The sequence below is a fragment of the Sulfuricurvum sp. genome, assembly GCF_023229695.1.
Taxonomy (GTDB): Bacteria; Campylobacterota; Campylobacteria; order Campylobacterales; family Sulfurimonadaceae; genus Sulfuricurvum.
Map to the genome: position 1 here is coordinate 69,564 of NZ_JALNYS010000015.1, position 17,523 is coordinate 87,086.

Annotated in this window: 19 protein-coding genes; 12 read left to right on the forward strand and 7 right to left on the reverse strand. The window is 45.6% G+C overall.

Translation table 11 applies throughout. The annotated features are described in order from the left end of the window. The first annotated feature begins 4 nt into the window (after positions 1–4). The 8 genes from M0P91_RS11420 to M0P91_RS11455 are packed head-to-tail and all read left to right on the forward strand — an operon-like array spanning position 5 to position 5,942. Entirely contained in the window at positions 5–214 is a 210-nt protein-coding gene (locus tag M0P91_RS11420; RefSeq protein WP_295067411.1) for a hypothetical protein, read from the forward strand. Further along, positions 211–495, forward strand: coding sequence for a type II toxin-antitoxin system RelE/ParE family toxin (locus M0P91_RS11425; RefSeq protein ID WP_295067412.1), 285 nt, complete (start codon positions 211–213; stop codon positions 493–495). Before M0P91_RS11420 ends, M0P91_RS11425 begins: the two co-directional genes overlap by 4 nt. Continuing rightward, positions 492–1,046, forward strand: coding sequence for a thiamine phosphate synthase (locus M0P91_RS11430; RefSeq protein WP_295067413.1), 555 nt, complete (start codon positions 492–494; stop codon positions 1,044–1,046). Before M0P91_RS11425 ends, M0P91_RS11430 begins: the two co-directional genes overlap by 4 nt. Before the next feature lie 12 nt (positions 1,047–1,058). After that, positions 1,059–2,489 (forward strand): Asp-tRNA(Asn)/Glu-tRNA(Gln) amidotransferase subunit GatB, encoded by a 1,431-nt coding sequence (gene gatB / locus M0P91_RS11435; protein ID WP_295067416.1) that lies wholly within the window; start codon positions 1,059–1,061, stop codon positions 2,487–2,489. 8 nt (positions 2,490–2,497) lie between these two features. Further along, positions 2,498–4,057 carry an ion transporter gene (locus tag M0P91_RS11440; protein ID WP_295067419.1) on the forward strand — a complete coding sequence of 520 codons (1,560 nt, stop codon included), beginning with the start codon at positions 2,498–2,500 and terminating at the stop codon, positions 4,055–4,057. After that, complete coding sequence (locus M0P91_RS11445; protein WP_295067420.1) at positions 4,054–4,770, forward strand: NAD-binding protein; 717 nt, start codon at positions 4,054–4,056, stop codon at positions 4,768–4,770. Before M0P91_RS11440 ends, M0P91_RS11445 begins: the two co-directional genes overlap by 4 nt. Continuing rightward, positions 4,752–5,642 (forward strand): NAD(P)H-dependent glycerol-3-phosphate dehydrogenase, encoded by an 891-nt coding sequence (locus M0P91_RS11450; protein ID WP_295067423.1) that lies wholly within the window; start codon positions 4,752–4,754, stop codon positions 5,640–5,642. The genes M0P91_RS11445 and M0P91_RS11450 overlap by 19 nt, the downstream gene beginning before the upstream one ends. 9 nt (positions 5,643–5,651) lie before the next feature. Then, positions 5,652–5,942, forward strand: a complete 291-nt coding sequence (locus M0P91_RS11455) for a Dabb family protein (RefSeq protein WP_295067425.1) — start codon at positions 5,652–5,654, stop codon at positions 5,940–5,942. A 39-nt stretch (positions 5,943–5,981) separates the two neighbouring features. Here the strand turns inward: M0P91_RS11455 and M0P91_RS11460 are convergent, their stop codons facing one another. Further along, positions 5,982–6,752 (reverse strand): GGDEF domain-containing protein, encoded by a 771-nt coding sequence (locus M0P91_RS11460; RefSeq protein ID WP_295067428.1) that lies wholly within the window; start codon positions 6,750–6,752, stop codon positions 5,982–5,984. Between the two features lie 317 nt (positions 6,753–7,069). Between M0P91_RS11460 and M0P91_RS11465 the strand changes: the two genes are divergently transcribed. Then, positions 7,070–7,444 carry a hypothetical protein gene (locus M0P91_RS11465; protein WP_295067431.1) on the forward strand — a complete coding sequence of 125 codons (375 nt, stop codon included), beginning with the start codon at positions 7,070–7,072 and terminating at the stop codon, positions 7,442–7,444. Between the two features lie 13 nt (positions 7,445–7,457). On the opposite strand, the gene M0P91_RS11470 is transcribed toward M0P91_RS11465, so the two are convergent. From M0P91_RS11470 to M0P91_RS11480, 3 genes are all read right to left on the reverse strand, one after another. After that, positions 7,458–8,354: a D-hexose-6-phosphate mutarotase gene (locus M0P91_RS11470; RefSeq protein ID WP_295067433.1), complete on the reverse strand. Its 897-nt coding sequence runs from the start codon at positions 8,352–8,354 to the stop codon at positions 7,458–7,460. A gap of 8 nt (positions 8,355–8,362) precedes the next feature. Further along, positions 8,363–10,321, reverse strand: coding sequence for a ribosomal protection-like ABC-F family protein (gene abc-f, locus M0P91_RS11475; RefSeq protein WP_295067436.1), 1,959 nt, complete (start codon positions 10,319–10,321; stop codon positions 8,363–8,365). 110 nt (positions 10,322–10,431) lie between these two features. Then, positions 10,432–11,922 (reverse strand): SulP family inorganic anion transporter, encoded by a 1,491-nt coding sequence (locus M0P91_RS11480; protein ID WP_366934082.1) that lies wholly within the window; start codon positions 11,920–11,922, stop codon positions 10,432–10,434. 214 nt (positions 11,923–12,136) lie between these two features. Here M0P91_RS11480 and M0P91_RS11485 point away from each other — a divergent pair, with 214 nt between their 5' ends. The 3 genes from M0P91_RS11485 (at position 12,137) to M0P91_RS11495 (ending at position 15,234) form a co-directional block, all read left to right on the forward strand. Continuing rightward, positions 12,137–13,501 (forward strand): DUF389 domain-containing protein, encoded by a 1,365-nt coding sequence (locus M0P91_RS11485; protein WP_295067440.1) that lies wholly within the window; start codon positions 12,137–12,139, stop codon positions 13,499–13,501. Positions 13,502–13,688: 187 nt separating this feature from the next. Then, entirely contained in the window at positions 13,689–14,855 is a 1,167-nt protein-coding gene (nhaA, locus tag M0P91_RS11490; protein ID WP_295067442.1) for a Na+/H+ antiporter NhaA, read from the forward strand. A 10-nt stretch (positions 14,856–14,865) separates the two neighbouring features. Further along, positions 14,866–15,234, forward strand: coding sequence for a hypothetical protein (locus M0P91_RS11495; protein ID WP_295067445.1), 369 nt, complete (start codon positions 14,866–14,868; stop codon positions 15,232–15,234). A gap of 212 nt (positions 15,235–15,446) precedes the next feature. Here the strand turns inward: M0P91_RS11495 and M0P91_RS11500 are convergent, their stop codons facing one another. The 3 genes from M0P91_RS11500 to M0P91_RS11510 form a co-directional block, all read right to left on the reverse strand. Beyond that, positions 15,447–15,611 carry a cation-transporting P-type ATPase gene (locus tag M0P91_RS11500; protein ID WP_295067448.1) on the reverse strand — a complete coding sequence of 55 codons (165 nt, stop codon included), beginning with the start codon at positions 15,609–15,611 and terminating at the stop codon, positions 15,447–15,449. A 109-nt stretch (positions 15,612–15,720) separates the two neighbouring features. Further along, positions 15,721–17,094 carry a sodium ion-translocating decarboxylase subunit beta gene (locus M0P91_RS11505; RefSeq protein WP_295067450.1) on the reverse strand — a complete coding sequence of 458 codons (1,374 nt, stop codon included), beginning with the start codon at positions 17,092–17,094 and terminating at the stop codon, positions 15,721–15,723. Next, complete coding sequence (locus M0P91_RS11510; protein ID WP_295067453.1) at positions 17,094–17,339, reverse strand: OadG family transporter subunit; 246 nt, start codon at positions 17,337–17,339, stop codon at positions 17,094–17,096. Before M0P91_RS11510 ends, M0P91_RS11505 begins: the two co-directional genes overlap by 1 nt. Positions 17,340–17,523 lie beyond the last annotated feature (184 nt).

The following is a 17,523-nucleotide window of genomic DNA, read 5'->3' on the forward strand; positions in this document are numbered from 1 at the left end:
GAAAATGCAGAGTATCACTATAAATATTCAAGAATTGTATATCCCTCGTTTAAATGCTTTTTTAAAGAGTTTGCCGAAAGAAGCAATAATGATTCAGTCTCTTGATGCTGAAATACTTTCTCGCGTAGAAGAGTATAAGAGTGGAAAGATGAAAACGACTCCTCTGCGAGAGGGGATGGATAGAATAAAAGCTAAAATTGAAGCGAAGCTATGAGGGTGATAAAATCACCCCGTTTTGAAGAAGAAGTAGAAATAATCATCGATTTTATCTCCGAAGATAGCCCCCGCAGAGCATTACGTTTTTATGAAGAATTGTTGAACAAATTAGAAGCGATTCCTTCTAATCCCTACCGATACCGCAAACGTCCTAACATCAATGATAAAAATATACGAGAACTGATTTTTAAAGGGTACACTGTTCCATTCTTTATCGATACTGTTCACGATGTGATTGTTGTTTTAGGAATTTTCAGTGCCAATGAGTGGGAGTTATGAAACACTACCTTATCACCGATCCTTCGTTTTACGGCAGTACGCCCGATACGTTGGAATCGGCACTTGATCTCATCTATTCGCACACACTCCCCGATTTTGCCCTCTTTCGAGATAAGCAAACGACTCATTACTGTGATCTTGCTCAAACCTTTGTAACGGTATCTCGGAGCTATCGTATCTCTCGCGTTCTATTGCACGGTGATTATACTTTGGCTCACGTATTAAAAGCCGATGGGGTGCACTTGACCTCGATGCAGTTTGAGGAGATATCAGAAGCAAAAAAACTAGGATTATATGTGATTATCAGTACCCATAGCCACGAAGAGGCAAAACGTGCAGAAGAACTCGGTGCCGATGCGATCACCTACAGTCCGATTTTTGTTTCTCCGAACAAGGGTGAACCCAAGGGTTTAGAGGATTTAAAAGAAATAGTGGATAAAATAAGAGTACCTATTTTTGCGTTGGGCGGGATTACTGCCTGCGAGCAGATAAATGCCGTAAAAACAACCGGTGCGTACGGATTTGCATCGATTAGATATTTTATCCCTTAAGGAATTTTCGTTATGTTTGAAACCATTATCGGTTTGGAAGTTCACGTCCAGCTCAATACCCAGTCTAAACTTTTTTGCTCTTGTCCCACCAGTTTTAACCATGAACAAAACTCCAATACCTGTCCGACTTGTCTGGCATTGCCCGGTGCATTGCCGGTTTTAAACAAAGAGGCGGTGCGCAAAGCGGGGATGTTCGGTACGGCGGTGGGGGCGACGATCAACCGTACGTCGTTTTTTGACCGAAAGAGCTATTTTTATCCCGACAGCCCGAGTGCCTACCAGATTACGCAGCTCTATACCCCGATCGTTGAACACGGTCATCTGGTGATTGATTTCGAAGACGGTGCGCAAAAAACCATCCGGATTAACCGTGCCCATATCGAAGCGGACGCCGGGAAAAATATCCATGAGGGATCGATCTCCAAAGTGGATCTGAATCGTGCGGGGACGCCGCTGCTGGAGATCGTCTCCGAACCCGATATGCGTACCGCCGAAGAGGCGATTTTGTATCTCAAAAAGCTCCACTCGATTGTCCGCTACATCGATATCAGTGATGCCAACATGCAAGAGGGGTCGTTTCGCGTCGACGTCAACGTCTCGATCCGTCCGAGGGGGGATGAGAAGCTCTACACCCGCGTCGAGATCAAAAACATCAACAGCTTCCGCTTTATCCAGCGGGCCATTGAGCTCGAAGTAGCCCGTCAGAGAGAGGCGTGGGAAGACGGCACGTACGAGAGCGAGATCGTTCAGGAGACCCGTCTATTTGATCAGGTGAAACAAGAGACCAGATCGATGCGCGGCAAAGAGGAAGCGGCCGATTACCGCTATTTCCCCGAACCCGATCTGCTCAAAGTGGTCGTGGACGATGCGATGTACGCCGATGTGATCTCCATTCCCGAACTTCCCGATGCGAAAAAAGAGCGTTTTGTGAGCGAATTTGGGATCAATGAATACAATGCGTCGGTCATTACGGCTGAACTCGAAACCGCCCACTATTTTGAAGCAATGCTGCAAGAGGGGATCAGTGCGAAAAACGCGGTGACATGGCTCACGGTGGAGCTGCAAGGGCGTCTTAAAGGGGGGATAGGTGCGCACGAATCTGCCGTCAGTGCCAAAACTCTCGGAACCCTCGTCAAACGGATTGAAGAGGGGGTTATCAGCGGGAAAGCGGCCAAAGAGGTCCTTGATTATCTGCTTGAACATAACGGCGGCGATATTGACGCGGTCATTGAAAAACTGGGGCTAAAACAGGTGAGCGATACGGGGGCGCTTGAAGCGCTGATCGATGAGATTTTGGCGGCCAATGCCGATAAAGTGGCCGAATACAAATCGGGCAAAGATAAACTGTTCGGTTTCTTTGTCGGACAGGCGATGAAAGCATCCAAAGGGTCGGCGAATCCCAATACCTTAAATGAGATATTACATGCCAAGCTGGCGCAGTAAGGGATAGAATGATTGGGCAATGGGTAGTTACGCTTGCGTTCTTTCTCCATTCGTCGCTCCGGTACCGTAGTGCCAAAAATTTCGTTTACAATCTTTTAGAAAATAATAATTATCCGTACAAAAAGTATTTTGATTATTTTATGATTCTGTTGATTTTTATCAGCGTCTATATCTTAATCCGCCATGTTAAACATGAGATGTCCCAATCGTGGCTCACGTTTAACAATTACGTTATCTCCGTCATTTTTTTGATCGAATACCTGTTGCGATTATGGATTTATAGCGATAATGCCAAGGCGATTATCGATCAATATGAAAATGATCTTTTTTTGCATCGTCCCTTTTCGCTCTCTCACGCAATGAAAATAATTGTTAAGCAAAAGCTCCAGTTTATTCTTTCCCCTTCCGCCATTGTCGATTTACTGGCGATTATGCCGTTTTTCCATGAATTGCGTCTGTTACGGGTATTTATCCTCTTTCGGGTTCTGAAGCTTTTTCGCTACGCGAGGAGTCTGCGCCGATTGATCTCTATCCTTGGGTCCAAAAAATTTGAACTCCTTACCCTTGCATTATTTGCGTTGATTATGATTATGGTTTCTGCGGTGTTGATTTACGTGATGGAAGGAAATAATCCGGATTCACCGATCAATACTCTGTTTGAATCGGTTTATTGGGCGGTGGTGACGATTTTTACGGTCGGGTACGGCGATATGATACCGGTGACCCCCGAGGGGAGAAGCGTAGCAATGCTCGTTATTGTTTCGGGGATCGCCGTTATTTCGTTTGCAACATCGATTGTGGTTTCGGCATTTACCGAAAAGCTCGATGAGATCAAGGAAGAAAAGCTGATTGAGGATGTCCGAAAATTGGAACGTTTTTATCTGATTTGCGGCTATTCACAGCTGACCAATGAGATCGTTCACCGCCTTCGAAAAGCGAGTAAACAGATCGTCATTTTGGAGAAAGATCCGGTTAAAGCGAAGCGGGCACAGGGCGAGGGGCTGTTTGTTCTAAATTTTGATTCGGCGTCACTTCATACCTATCAGACGATCAAAATCCATTTTGAAAGCCAGATCATTGCGGTGATCTTGCTGGAAGAGAGCGATGTGACGAATATTTATACCGCTTTGACGATTCGGGAACTGAATAAAAAAGTGACGATATGTTCCATACTCCATAAACCGGATAACCGTAAAAAGTTTTCGCTGGCGGGAATCGATGAGATGGTCAATCCCCACGAATTGGTCGGATTGATGAGTAAAGAGATCAGTCACCAGCCGGTCGCTTTTGAGGTGATCCATGCATTACGCTCGGAGCTCGTGGGGACGGTTATCGAAGAGATCATCATTGACCGGGGGATGTCGGAACGGTTTTATGAGCTGCTGCTGCATCCGCTGTTTCATCAAAGACTCAGTATGCTGGGGATCTATCAGACCTCCACGGAAACGTTTATGTTCAATCCGGACCGTACGTTTGAAATTCGCGCCGGTGATGTTGCGATTATTGTCGCCAACCGTTCATTGGCAAATGAATTTAAAAATCTTCTCCATCGAAAGAGGGTGAAATGATAGCCCGCAGTGCCGCCGTTTTCGGTTTTAACGAATATTCGCGCCAGATTGCCTATCAGATACGCAATCTGTATCGGGATTTCGGTCTATTTGTGGTAAATGAAGAGGAGAAAAAGGCGGCGTATGAAGCCGGTTTTCTGGTCGAACTGGTTGATTTGAGCGACGATTGGCACGGGATCGAAAAACGGTTTGACGTGAGTAGTCTGATTGTGTTTTGCGCCCTTGCCAATGATGCGGAAAATGTGTTTTTAACCATTTCACTCCGCGCCACTTTCGATAAACTCAATATCGTGGCGTTGGCGCAGGATAACGAGAGTGCGATCAAAATGAAGAGCGCCGGTGCCGACAAAGTGCTGCCGAGTCTTCAGATCGCCGCCAACGTGATCGCCGATATGTTGGAAAAACCGATAGTGACGAAGGTACTGCATGAAGTTCTGTATGAAAGCAGCCTGCTCAATATCGTCGAAATCGAAGTGGGCGAAAACTCTCCGTTCGCCGGAAGGTATCTGCATGATATCCATTTTAAAACCCACTACGATGTGATATTGCTGGCGATTGTCGATCATGAGTTGGGGACAACGTTTAGCTTTGCTTCCAAAGGGCATAATCATCATATCGATATCGGCGATATTCTGGTGGTCATCGGTTATCCCGATAAAGTGGAGCGGTTAAAACAAGCGATAAAGGGGCAGGTATGGCCAAGATCGGAGTAGTCGGAGCCGGTAAATGGGGAGAAGCTCTCGCGTTTGCCTTGGGTGAAAAGAATGAGGTGATCGTGACGTCGCGTACCCCTAGGGATTGGCCTAATTTTCGAAGCCTCGAAGAGGTGCTTTCGTGCGAATATCTGATCATCACCGTTCCCGCGCAGCAGATCGGGCAATGGCTCTCTGAGCATTTTGTTTTTTCGGGGCAAAAGATTTTGGTAGCGGCCAAGGGGATCGAGGCATCCAGCGGCCGGTTTTTGAATGAGATTTATGCCCGGTATGTCCCGGAGGAGAATCTAGCTTTTTTATCGGGCCCTTCATTTGCGGCAGAAGTGATACGCTCACTTCCTACCGCGCTGGTCATCAACTCGGTCTCTTTGGATACGGCGCGCTCTTTTTCAGCCCTTTTCCCCCGTTTTATCCGTGCCTACGTCAGTGATGATGTAGTGGGGGCCGAAATTGCCGGAGCGTATAAAAACGTGATTGCGATTGCCGCCGGAATATGTGAGGGGCTCAAGCTCGGACATAATGCCGCAGCCAGCCTCATTTCTCGCGGACTGGTCGAAATGGACCGTTTTGGGAAAGCGTACGGTGCGCGTGAAGAGACTTTTATGGGGCTTAGCGGGGCGGGAGATCTGTTTTTGACGGCAAGCTCGTCGATGTCGCGCAATTACCGTGTCGGTCTGGGGTTGGCGGCCGGCAAGAGCAAAGAGGTAGTGTGCGGTGAGATCGGCGAGGTGAGCGAGGGGATCGGAACCGCCTATGCGCTGCATGAGATTGCGGAACATAAAGGGATATACCTTCCGATCGCGGCAGAAGTGTATGCGATTTTGGAGGGGAAATCGCCGATGCAGAGTCTGCAGGATTTGATACAAAGATAAAGGAAAATGATGTTGGTTCATAGTGTTATGTTTCAGTTTAAAGAAGAGAACAAAGAGGCCAATTTGGCCCGTGTTAAAACAATGCTCGAAGCGCTGCCGCAGATGATCGAAACGTTGTGCAGCATGGAAGTCGGAATTGATATCAGCCGTTCGGAGCGGTCGTTTGATCTCGTTTTGGTATCGACGTTCGACGATCAGGCGGGGCTTGACGCGTATGTTCCCCATCCGGCCCATCAGGAGGTGGTGCGTGTGATCAAAGAGGTGACAACCCTCTCGAAAGTCGTCGATTACATCCGCTAATGGGGAATGTTCTTTCGGATCCGAAAGATACGGGCAGTTTCAAGAGGAAGCCAGCTGTTTATGGCGGTACATGGCGCTGTCGGCTTGATCGATGATAGTGGATCGGATCGATCCTTTGGCAAACGGTGCGATACCGTAGGCAAAACAGGCTTTGAATGCGTGGGAATTGATTTTAAAATGGGTTTTTTGAAAATAGGTTAAGGCATTTTCCATTTTGAGTTTTGCATCGTTTGGATCTGAATTAAATAATACGATAAATTCGTCTCCACCGTATCGAACCACTTCTCCCCCCGTTGTTCTAAGCTTGTGGGCAATATGAACGAGTACTTTGTCGCCGATCGTATGGCCGTAGGTATCGTTGATATGTTTAAATTTATTTAGATCGACGATGACCAAAATCCCCTCTTTGCTCATTGAAACTCCGTCGTTATCGAGTATCGTATCATCAAACCATTTACGATTGTACGCATGGGTCAGATTGTCGATGTAGACCATTTTTCGGAGGGTATCGGTCTCTGCACGGAGTTTTTTGGTTTCCGCCAGAATGGTTTGAAGCTGAAAGGTATTTTGGGTTTCGATCGCTTTGATGGCACTGTCGGTACATTCCGCAAGGGTTATGATGTGACGGAGCATCTGCTCATTAAGCATTTCGGGATTGAGAAGTTCATCGGGTTTGAGCTCAATCTGGTATTTTTTGGCGAATTGGGCGTAAAGCTTGCCGTAGTATGCGGGCAATACCACGTTCAGCGGCTCAATGGTTTTTTTGATATCCGTAGTAATGGCGATATGATCTTCATATGCAGTAGACATGGGCGTCATTTCCGATTAATTTGGAGTGATAAGAGTTCACTCTGTTATTGAATTATAGTAGGATAAAGGTTTTAGGAGCTTTATTTCGTGTTGAAACGGTCAAATTGGGGGGCAAATGAGGAAAAAATGTATTAAAAATGTGATAATATGGCCCAATAGCAACCGGGGCTTGAACCAAAAATATTTATTAATATTTATGTTTGATACTTGAAATGGAATTTTAAGAAAAAGTAAAAATTATAAAAAATATCAAATTTTATTAATGTACTTTTAACAATTTTGGATTACAATGAGACATATTATCAAAGGAGTTTCCCATGAAAACGTTAATTACCCTTTTGTCGGCTTCGGCTTTCATCTCAACGATGGCATTTGCAGAAACGGCGGTCATGAACCAAGAGAAGAGTCAGATTCACAATGAGACACAAAGCCGTTTTCATACGATGAAAACCGATGAGCTTTTGGAAAAACGGGGGACAATGACAACGCAGCAGGATCGTGAACAGCTCCATAACGAACTGATGAGCCGTCAGCAAACGATGACCAAGGAAGAAAAAGAGAAATTTATGCAACGACCGGAAAACCGTACCCCGAAAATGAAAAATATGGGACAAGGACAAGGGATGATGCAAGGTCAAGGTAACGGAATGGGCTCAGGCGGTGGAATGGGCAAAGGGATGGGGGGGCGTTAAATCGTCCCTTTGTTTACCTTTCTACCACATAGAGCGCTCTTAGCCTATGGCTCTTTGCCGGGAGGAGAGTGATGATCTCATCTCCCGTATTGGCAGTCTCGATGCAGACCATTTTTTTGTAATCGTCAGCCGATAAATCGTTTTTTTCTTCACACACGCGACTCCACGGATTCCATACTACAGCCGTTTTACTCCCTTCGCACGTGATACGTATAGTTCGTTTTAGCGACTCATCATGGATGATGATGTCACCGCCGTCAAACGGATAGATACGGTCGGTTTCGGCGTCGATGCAAAGCGGGCCGCTTTGAATTTTTTCGGTTCCGCCGTCCGTTTTGTCGGCGTAGGTGTACCCTTCCAGTCCCGTGATAACGGTTTGGGAAATATCGCCTACGGCAAAGTAGGTGTGAAGTGCTTGTGTAAGCTCCATAGGGATGTCGCCGAGGTTATGGGTCGTGAGTTCCATCGAGAGCGTTTTGCCTACGGTGAGGGTGAGGGTAAGGCGGAAACGGTGGGGCCACAGTGCATAGGTTTCCGGTGTATCGGTCAGCTCGAGGGTGAGGATACATCCGCCATCAGGGATGAGGGCAGAGGAAACGACGTTCCACATCCGGGTGCGGGCGAGTCCATGGTCACTTCTCCCCCGTTGCTGCGGATCGGGGCCGAACCACGGCCAGCAAATCGGAACGCCGCCACGGATAGGGGTTCCTTGGTTAAAAATCGCTTTTTGACTGAGAAAGAGAAGCTCTTGGGAACCCAACGTACAGGAGAGGAGATGGGCACCGTAGGGGGAGATGGCAGCAGTGGCATCGGGGGTCGTAATGAGGGCAATCGGCAATCCGCCCGGTCCCTCTCTAAAGGTTAGGGTCCCCGCGAGGGAGTGCAGGGCGTTGAGGGTTTCAATCTCCATGGAATCTCCTAAGTATTTTTGAGCGCTTCAATCGTTTCGCGTTTCTCTTCGATATTCAATAGCTCATCGACTTTGATCTCATACAGCGCTTTGACTTTTTCGAGCTCCTCGGCCAGCACCGTGATCCCGATTTTTTCATACTGCTTCGGATCGGCCAGAGCAGCGCCCAGTTCATCGATTTTGGTTTCAAGTGCATCGATTTCAACGGGAAGCTTTTCCAGCGCTTTTTGTTCGTTAAACGTGAGTTTGAGAATTTTCGGTTTTTCGGTCTGTACCGGAACCGTCGCAGCAGCGGGTTTGGAAAATTCCTCCTCCATCGCCTCCATTTCTTGGAACTCTTTTTCGTCTTCGAGGTACTCGCTGTAGGGCTTGTAGCTCTCCTCGATGGTGCCGTCGCCTTTGAAGATAAAGAGTTTTTTGGCGATCTTATCGACGAAATAGCGGTCGTGGCTCACGAGGATAACGGCACCGGGAAAGCTTTGAAGCTTCTCTTCGAGGATGTTGATCGTAGGGATGTCGAGGTCGTTGGTCGGCTCATCGAGGATGAGGATATCCACTTTTTTCGTAAAGAGCAGAGCAAGGGCGACACGGTTTTTCTCACCGCCGCTGAGGACGCCGATCTTTTTATCGAGAAATTCGCGCGGGAAGAGGAAGTTTTTGAGATAACCGTAGACGTGGTAGTCCTGTCCCTGTGCATCGACGCGGTCACCGCCGTGGGGGCAGAAGGTTTCGATGAGATTGAGGTTGTCGTCGAGCATTTCGCGGTGCTGATCGAAATAGCCGATGGTGAGGTCCCCTTGTTTGATCATTCCGGAGGTGGGTTTAAGCCGTCCCAGCAGTGCTTTGAGGAGGGTTGATTTGCCGCTGCCGTTGGGTCCGACGACGGCGATGACGTCTTTTTGCAAGATGCGGGTCGAGAAATCTTTGATGAGAAGTTTATCCCCGAGGGTGAGTCCCAGATGTTCGATCTCAAAGAGCATCTTTTGGCGGTTGATCCCCTCGGAACGGTTAAAGTGCTTGGCTTCGCGCTCCAGTTCCAGTTTCATTTTACGGATTTTTGAGGGGTTGTTTTTGGCATCTTCGCGCAGCTGCAATACCCGCTGTTTACGCCCTTCGTTCCGTTTCAGGCGCGCTTTGACCCCCCGACGGAGCCATTCGTTTTCGGTTTTGAGGAGTTTGAGGAGGTTGTCGTGCTGCTGCGCCATGGTGCGCAGAAGCTCTTGCTTTTGCTCCAGATAGTTGCTGTAGCCGCCGGAAAATTCGCGCAGGGAACAATCCTCGACTTCGATCGTTTTGGTGGCGATCTGATCGATGAAATACCTATCATGCGAGATAAAGAGGAGGGTGAACCGCTCTTTGAGGATCAGCTCTTCGAGAAATTCGACCATGTAGACGTCGAGATGGTTGGTCGGCTCATCGAGGAGGAGGATATCGGGTTTTTGAAGGAGGATCGAGGCGAGGGCGACACGCCGCTGTTCCCCTCCGCTGAGGAGGTCCACTTTTTTGGTTTCGTACTCTTTGAGCATGAAATGGTGCATCACCCGCTCGATTTTGTCATCGAGGTTCCACGCGTTGTGGTGGTCGAGAAAATTGGTCAGGCGGGCCTGCTCATCAAGAAGGGCGGCATTGTCGAACTCCTCGGCCAGCAGGTGTGAAATCTCATCAAACCGGACTTTCGCCGATTTGAGCTCCCCTAGACCCGCCTCGATCGCTTCGCGGACGTTGTGATCGGGATCAAACTTCGGGACTTGTGAGAGCATTTTGATCTCAATTCCCTGACGGGTAATCCGCTCTCCGGCATCGGTATCGAGAGAACCGTGGACGATTTTCATCAGCGTCGATTTGCCGCTGCCGTTTTTTCCGACGATAACGACCCTCTCCCCCTCATCGATGTGAAAGTTGATGTTTTCTAAAATTTTTTGGGCTTCGTAGTGTTTGGATACATTAAGGAGATCGACAAGTGCCATAAATAGTGTTACCCTATTTTTTCGCGATTATACCGCAGAAGGGCTTTAGGAATGATTGGGGATAGGCACAATGGTACTGTAAAAGTCAATTAAGCTGAAGATTAAATTTTTTAATGCCCTCCCATCACTTTTTCAATATCAGAGGGTTTATCGTGAATGCCGAAACGGTCGATAATGGTACGAGTTGCCTCATTCTGCCCGATCACTTCTACCTCTTTGCCCATATTGCGCAGCTTGATGAGCGCTTTATCGAGTGTATAAACCGCCGTAATATCCCAAAAGTGAGCGTGCGTTACATCGATAATGACATTTTTCACCTCTTCTTTGTAGTCAAATTCATTTGCAAAACGATCAGCGGAGTTAAAAAAGATTTGACCGACAAATTTATAGATTCGGGTATTGCTTGTCTCTTCATACGATTTCGTACAATACATAAAATGGCTGATTTTGTTGGCAAAAAAGAGTGCCGCCAATAATACGCCGGTTAAAACACCCAGTGCTAGGTTATGAGTCGCAATGACTACACCGGTCGTGGCAATCATAACGATATTGGTCGAGAGAGGCAATGTTTTAAGCCCTTTAACCGACGGCCAGCTAAACGTCCCGATGGAGACCATAATCATCACCGCAACCAATGCCGCCATCGGGATTTGTTTGATCAAATCGGACATAAATACGACCATTATGAGCAGTAGTACTCCAGCGATTAGAGTCGAAAGACGTCCGCGACCGCCTGATTTAACATTGATAACCGACTGGCCGATCATCGCACACCCCGCCATGCCCCCCATACATCCGCTGGCAATATTGGCGATCCCCTGACCTTTGGCTTCACGGTTTTTATCACTGTCGGTATCGGTCATATCATCGATGATTGTCGCCGTCATAAACGATTCGAGCAACCCCACTGCCGCCAGTGCCGCCGAGTAAGGAAAAATGATCGAAAATGTTTCGAAGTTTAAAGGTACGTCTGGCCAGAGAAAAATCGGGAGGGTATCAGGCATTGATCCCATATCGCCGACCGTACGGACATCAATTCCCATTGTCACAACGATAATCGTTAGGACGACAATCGTTACGAGTGGTGAGGGAATCAGTTTTCCGATTGTCGGGATATAGGGAAACAGGTAAATGATCCCAAGACCTGCCGCCGTTAGCGCATAAACATGCCATGTGACATTGGTCAGTTCAGGCAGCTGCGCCATAAAGATCAAAATTGCCAATGCATTTACAAACCCGATTACAACGGTACGGGAGACGAAACTCATCAGAATACCGAGTTTCATATACCCTGCTAGTATTTGCAATACTCCCGTCAACAATGTTGCCGCCATCAGATATTGCAACCCGTGCTCTTTGACAAGTGTCACCATGAGCAACGCCATTGCCCCCGTAGCGGCAGAAATCATCCCCGCACGACCGCCGACAAATGCGATGACCGTCGCAATACAAAACGACGCATACAATCCCACTTTAGGGTCAACTCCCGCAATGATCGAAAAGGCGATCGCTTCGGGGATAAGAGCGAGGGCTACGACGATTCCGGCGAGAATATCGCCGCGAATGTTGCCGAACCACTCTTGTTTGGGTGATAAAATCAGCATAGTAAATCCTAAAAATATTTTATGTGGTCCACATGCAACAACCGCTTTAAGCGACACGAAGCAAAGTGCTTTTAATACGAAAAATAGGATTTCGGAAAGTGCGACAAAAAAGGGTTTTACGATAAGCGGAAAAATCTTACCGAAAAGGGACTTACATAGCCATTAGCTTTCGTTTGGTTATAATAAAATATCAAATAGAGGATGATCCATTATGACCAATCTTGAAGAACACCGTACATGGCTTCATGTAAAAAAGATCGTTCGAGAGCGGCTAAGCTTAACAGACGATAAAGCAGATGATGATGTAATCGATGGGCGGATTCGCGGCGATATTTACATGAAAGGGTCTAACCTCTGGATTTTGATGTTTGCTATCCTAATTGCGTCCATCGGTCTAAATGTCAACTCTACTGCCGTTATCATCGGTGCGATGCTGATTTCTCCACTCATGGGACCCATTATGGGAATTGGATATGGAGCAGGCATCAATGATTTTGTGCTTATCCGACGTTCTTTTAAAAATTTGGCCATTGCTACCCTGATTGCACTTATCACTTCGACGCTTTATTTCTCACTCTCCCCTCTTGATACCGCACAATCAGAACTCTTAGCACGGACAACTCCTACCGTATGGGATGTATTGATCGGTCTGTTCGGTGGACTGGCTGGAATTGTGGCGGTTACCCGTAAAGAAAAAACCAATGTGATTCCCGGAGTGGCTATTGCAACGGCCCTGATGCCTCCACTGTGCACCGCCGGATTTGGTCTGGCTACAGGGCATTGGAATTATTTTTTTGGCGCGTTTTATCTGTACACAATTAATTTTGTGTTTATTGCGCTGTCAGCATTTTTAATCGTTCGTGCTTTCCATATTACGGAAAAAATATACGTTGATCCAGCGATTGCCAAACGTGCACAACGCTATATCATAGCGGTAGCCATTGCAACAATGCTCCCTAGCTCCTATTTGGCGTATCAACTGGTCGAAGAAGAGGTATTCAAGGCAAAAGCTTCAGCATTTGTGAGTGAAAACTTGAATTTTACCAAAACCAATGTCGCTCAAGTCAAAATCGATCCGAAAACCTATGAGGTCAAAGTCTTTTTGATCGGCGAATATATCTCAGAAAATAAACTTAACGATATTAGCGTTCGTATGACGAAGGGGGGACTCAAAAATGCTCAGCTGAAAGTCTATCAAAACGGCGAACGCGATGACGTCGACATCTCCACGCTCAAGGCAGATATAGTGACCGATTTATATAAAAATGCTCAAGGAAAACTTGAAGCAAAAGATAATGAGATTACCCTTTTAAAAAAGCAGATCAAATCAACTTCAATACAAAAAGAACTGCACAATGAAATTCCCGATGAGATTCAGACACTGTTTCCTAAAATAACAAAATGTATTCTCTCTGAGACCTATAGTATTCATCCTTCAGATCAAAACTTGAGTTCTAAATACTTTATTCTTAATATCGAAACCAAAGGGCGTTTGAGCAAGAGCGAGAGAGAGATTATCGAAAAATGGTTTCTTAAACGGACTAAAAACAGCCAGGTGATTCTATTTATCCAATAAATGCCATTTCCTAACTGTTTACTAACTAATTATAAACTACCTCCAATTGGGTGTCAAAGCAGTGACACCCGATATTTTTTCATTTGTATTACTCCTTAAATATACGTTTTTCTCTTTTGCAGCAAAGAGAAAAACTTTCTTCTGTAAATTCAATCAAAAACAAAGTTTTTTGCTTCCAAGGAAAAATGTGCTCAGAACCTCACTATTGAATTTTTTCAAACTCGAATCGGCAACAGGAATCTTGTTGGTTATCGCAACATTATTCGCAATGCTTATGGCGAACACTTCTCTCGAACCGTTATATGATTCACTCACATCAATTCCGGTCGTTGTCAGCTTCGGATCATTGGTTATTGCAAAACCGCTCCTGTTATGGATTAATGATGGCTTAATGGCTGTTTTCTTCTTCATGATCGGGCTTGAAGTGAAACGCGAAGTGATCGAAGGTTCACTCCGCGATCCCAAAGCGATCGCCGTTCCCGCTTTTGCGGCCTTGGGCGGAATGCTCGTCCCCTCTATGATTTATGCGTGGTTTAACTGGAACAACTCCGCAGCTTTGCAAGGGTGGGCTATCCCCTCAGCCACCGATATTGCGTTTGCCTTGGGGATTTTGACCCTTTTGGGAGATCGTGTCCCCAAAGGGCTTAAACTTTTCTTGCTGTCCCTTGCGATTATCGATGACTTGGGTGCGATCATAATCATTGCCCTTTTTTATACTGCCGATCTTTCCACCATGTCGCTTGCTGTTGCCGCATCGATGATCGCTCTTTTGACCCTGATGAATCTTCGAGGGGTTATCAATCATACCGCTTATATTTTAGTCGGGATTATTTTGTGGATAGCCGTTTTAAAATCCGGTGTTCACGCAACCCTCGCAGGGGTTATACTGGGATTGCTGATTCCTCTGAAAAACAATCAGCACCATTTTCATGAACTGGAACATTCACTGTATGTGCCTGTCAACTATGTGATTCTTCCTCTGTTTGCGTTCGTCAATACAGGGATCAGTTTTTCGGGTGTCTCATCGAAGGATTTTTATGACAATGTTACACTGGGTATCGCACTTGGGCTTTTCTTTGGAAAACAAATCGGTGTATTTTTGTTCAGTGCTTTAGCGGTATGGATGGGGTTTGGAAAGCTCCCTCTTGGAGTAAACTGGAAGCTTCTTTATGGCGTTTCCATTCTCAGCGGAATCGGGTTTACCATGTCGTTGTTTATCGGATCGTTGGCATTTGAAGATGCAAGAGCTAGCGGTGTTGGGTTATGTGATGAGCGTTTGGGTATTTTGATGGGGTCAATGGTATCCGGATTGTTGGGATATGCTGCACTCCGCTTCTCTCTGCGTAAAGCCTAAAGAAAATATTATGAAATCCGCTTTATCTTTGTCCTTATTATTGTTGGTTGTATTAATCGTCTATATTTTTTATTCTTTACGTTTCCCATATTTGAATGGCTTGATATATCAAAAAATTGGCTGGGATCACGATGCATTTACAATGTTTAATGACGCTTGCGAGTCAAACAATACTCTTGGGTGTATGCAACTTGGGATTATGTATAATAGTGGAAATTACGTCCATAAAGATTCTATAAAAGCAAAAGCATTATTTGAAAGATCTTGCCGATTGGGAGCCGGAACAGCATTTACTTATTTTAAAAATGCAGATGAACAGCCGCAAGATTTTAAAAAAGCATTTGAACTTTACAAAGAAGTTTGTGATAAACAAGATTAAGAAGGAGATTCACTCTTTGAGTGTTTCACCCAATATTCTCCCCATTTATAGCTTTCAATTAATAGAAATACAATAACAGTTGCTGCACCGATATAGTTTATCATTTCTAACGTAGGCGGAGTTGTATGAAACCAGTGTGGAACCACATACCATAACATACGAGAATAATACTGCAGCTATTAAAATGGCTACGATAGGACTTTTAAACTGAGCTAAAAAATAGTGACAAGGGAACGCTGTTCTTCTTTTAGAGTGTTATGCCCGTACTGATGAAGACGGTTTTGTGCAGAAGCAGCATCAATTCCTAAAAGAGAACTTTCGAGTAGATCATATAGTTCGTCAGCAGATTTTGAATGGGGATTATCGGGTAAAATCATGTAGGTTTCTACCCTTTTAGTAGTCTTTTACCAATTATATCCAACGTGGAACATTATCTCGTGCTGCCGTCTCTGAACAGCATGAGAATCTTCAAAGAGCATTAAAAGATTACTTGAAAAGGGCGATCATAACCCCGGCTGCAACCGCTGAACCGATAACACCGGCAACATTTGGTCCCATCGCGTGCATCAGAAGCATATTGGTCGGATCTTCTTTCATCCCCTCTTTTTGTGATACTCGTGCCGCCATAGGAACTGCAGAAACACCCGCAGAACCGATCAGCGGATTGATTTTATCATCGCTAAAGAGATTCATCAATTTTGCCATTAAAACACCTGCGGCTGTTCCGGCAGAGAAAGCTAAAAGACCAAGAGCCAAAATCGCCAATGTATCGACCACCAAAAATTGATCTGCCGCTAATTTTGATCCGACGGCAAGCCCGAGGAAGATTGTAACGATATTGATCAATGCGTGCTGCATGGTATCGCTCAAACGATCGACAACACCGCTCTCTTTAAAAAAGTTCCCCAGAGTAAATGCACCGACCAACGGAGCCGCATCCGGGAGGATAAAAATAATGAGCATCAGTACAAGAATCGGGAAAAGAAGCTTTTCAAGCTTCGTAACATGGCGCAATGTACGCATCCGGATTTTTCGCTCTTCAGGAGTCGTTAATGCCCTCATAATCGGCGGTTGAATAATCGGAACCAGTGCCATATACGAATACGATGCAACCGCAATCGCGCCCAAAAGCTCAGGGGCAAGTGTAGATGCGATAAAGATCGATGTCGGGCCGTCCGCTCCACCGATAATACTGATCGCGGCCGATTGCTGCAAGGTAAAATCAAAAATGGTTGTGTATTGGCTGAGGGCATACGCACCGACCAATGTTCCAAAAATTCCAAATTGTGCCGCACCCCCTAAAAGGGCAAGACGCGGATTAGCCAGCAACGGACCAAAATCGGTCATTGCTCCGACCCCCATAAAAATTAGGAGCGGAAAAAGACCGTTGGCAATCCCCATGTGATAGATAATCCCTAAAAAACCATCCGCTCCTGCCATATTTGCAATCGGAACATTGGCGAGTAATCCACCAAATGCGATTGGGAGTAGCAAAAGAGGTTCAAATCCTTTGGCAATCGCCAAATAAAAGAGGATAAAAGCAACTCCAAACATAATCAAACGTCCCCATGTCTGATGGAAATCGGACATCGGTTCGCCATGAGAGGTTAAAACCCCTTTTTGAGGCTCTACGAGGGCACTAATCCCGGTCGTATGATAGAAATTGAGCATCATGTCATTGAAACTCATCGGCTGATAGGTCTCTTCTCGATAGGTCGACTTTTGCGGTGTATCGGAAGCGGGAAGGTTTGCCGTTATTTCTTGTATATCAGTATCTACAGTAACTGAAATCGGTTCTGATGCCATCGCCGAAAAAGAGATACACAACACTGTTAAGAGGAAGAATAATAATTTTTTCATTAAATTTTCCCTTCTTGCTCTAATTGATGATGATGTTGTAATGCTCCCAGAATAGCAGCGATTTTGGCATTCTCATTGATTGTTTGAGTTTTTGGTACTGTCACAGTGGCTTGCACTTTCGGTGCCTCCGGAAAATAGCGGAGAATAAGTTTTGACATTAATTTTATCATGTATACCATTATCGTGAGGAAGAGAAAAACTGTCCCCATTCCTAAAAGCATAATTTTTATACTTTCAAAAAACATATGAAATCCTTCTATTTTGAAATGGAGTTATTTTAACGAAAGTTTTATTTAGATTTAAGGGCACCTCTAAAAACCCACCTCAAAAGCAGATAAGCACCAATTCGATAAAATAAAGATATATATGTCAGAGAACGGAGAGGTTTGGGATGAGCAAAAAGCTGCGAGGGTTGTTTGATTATGAATA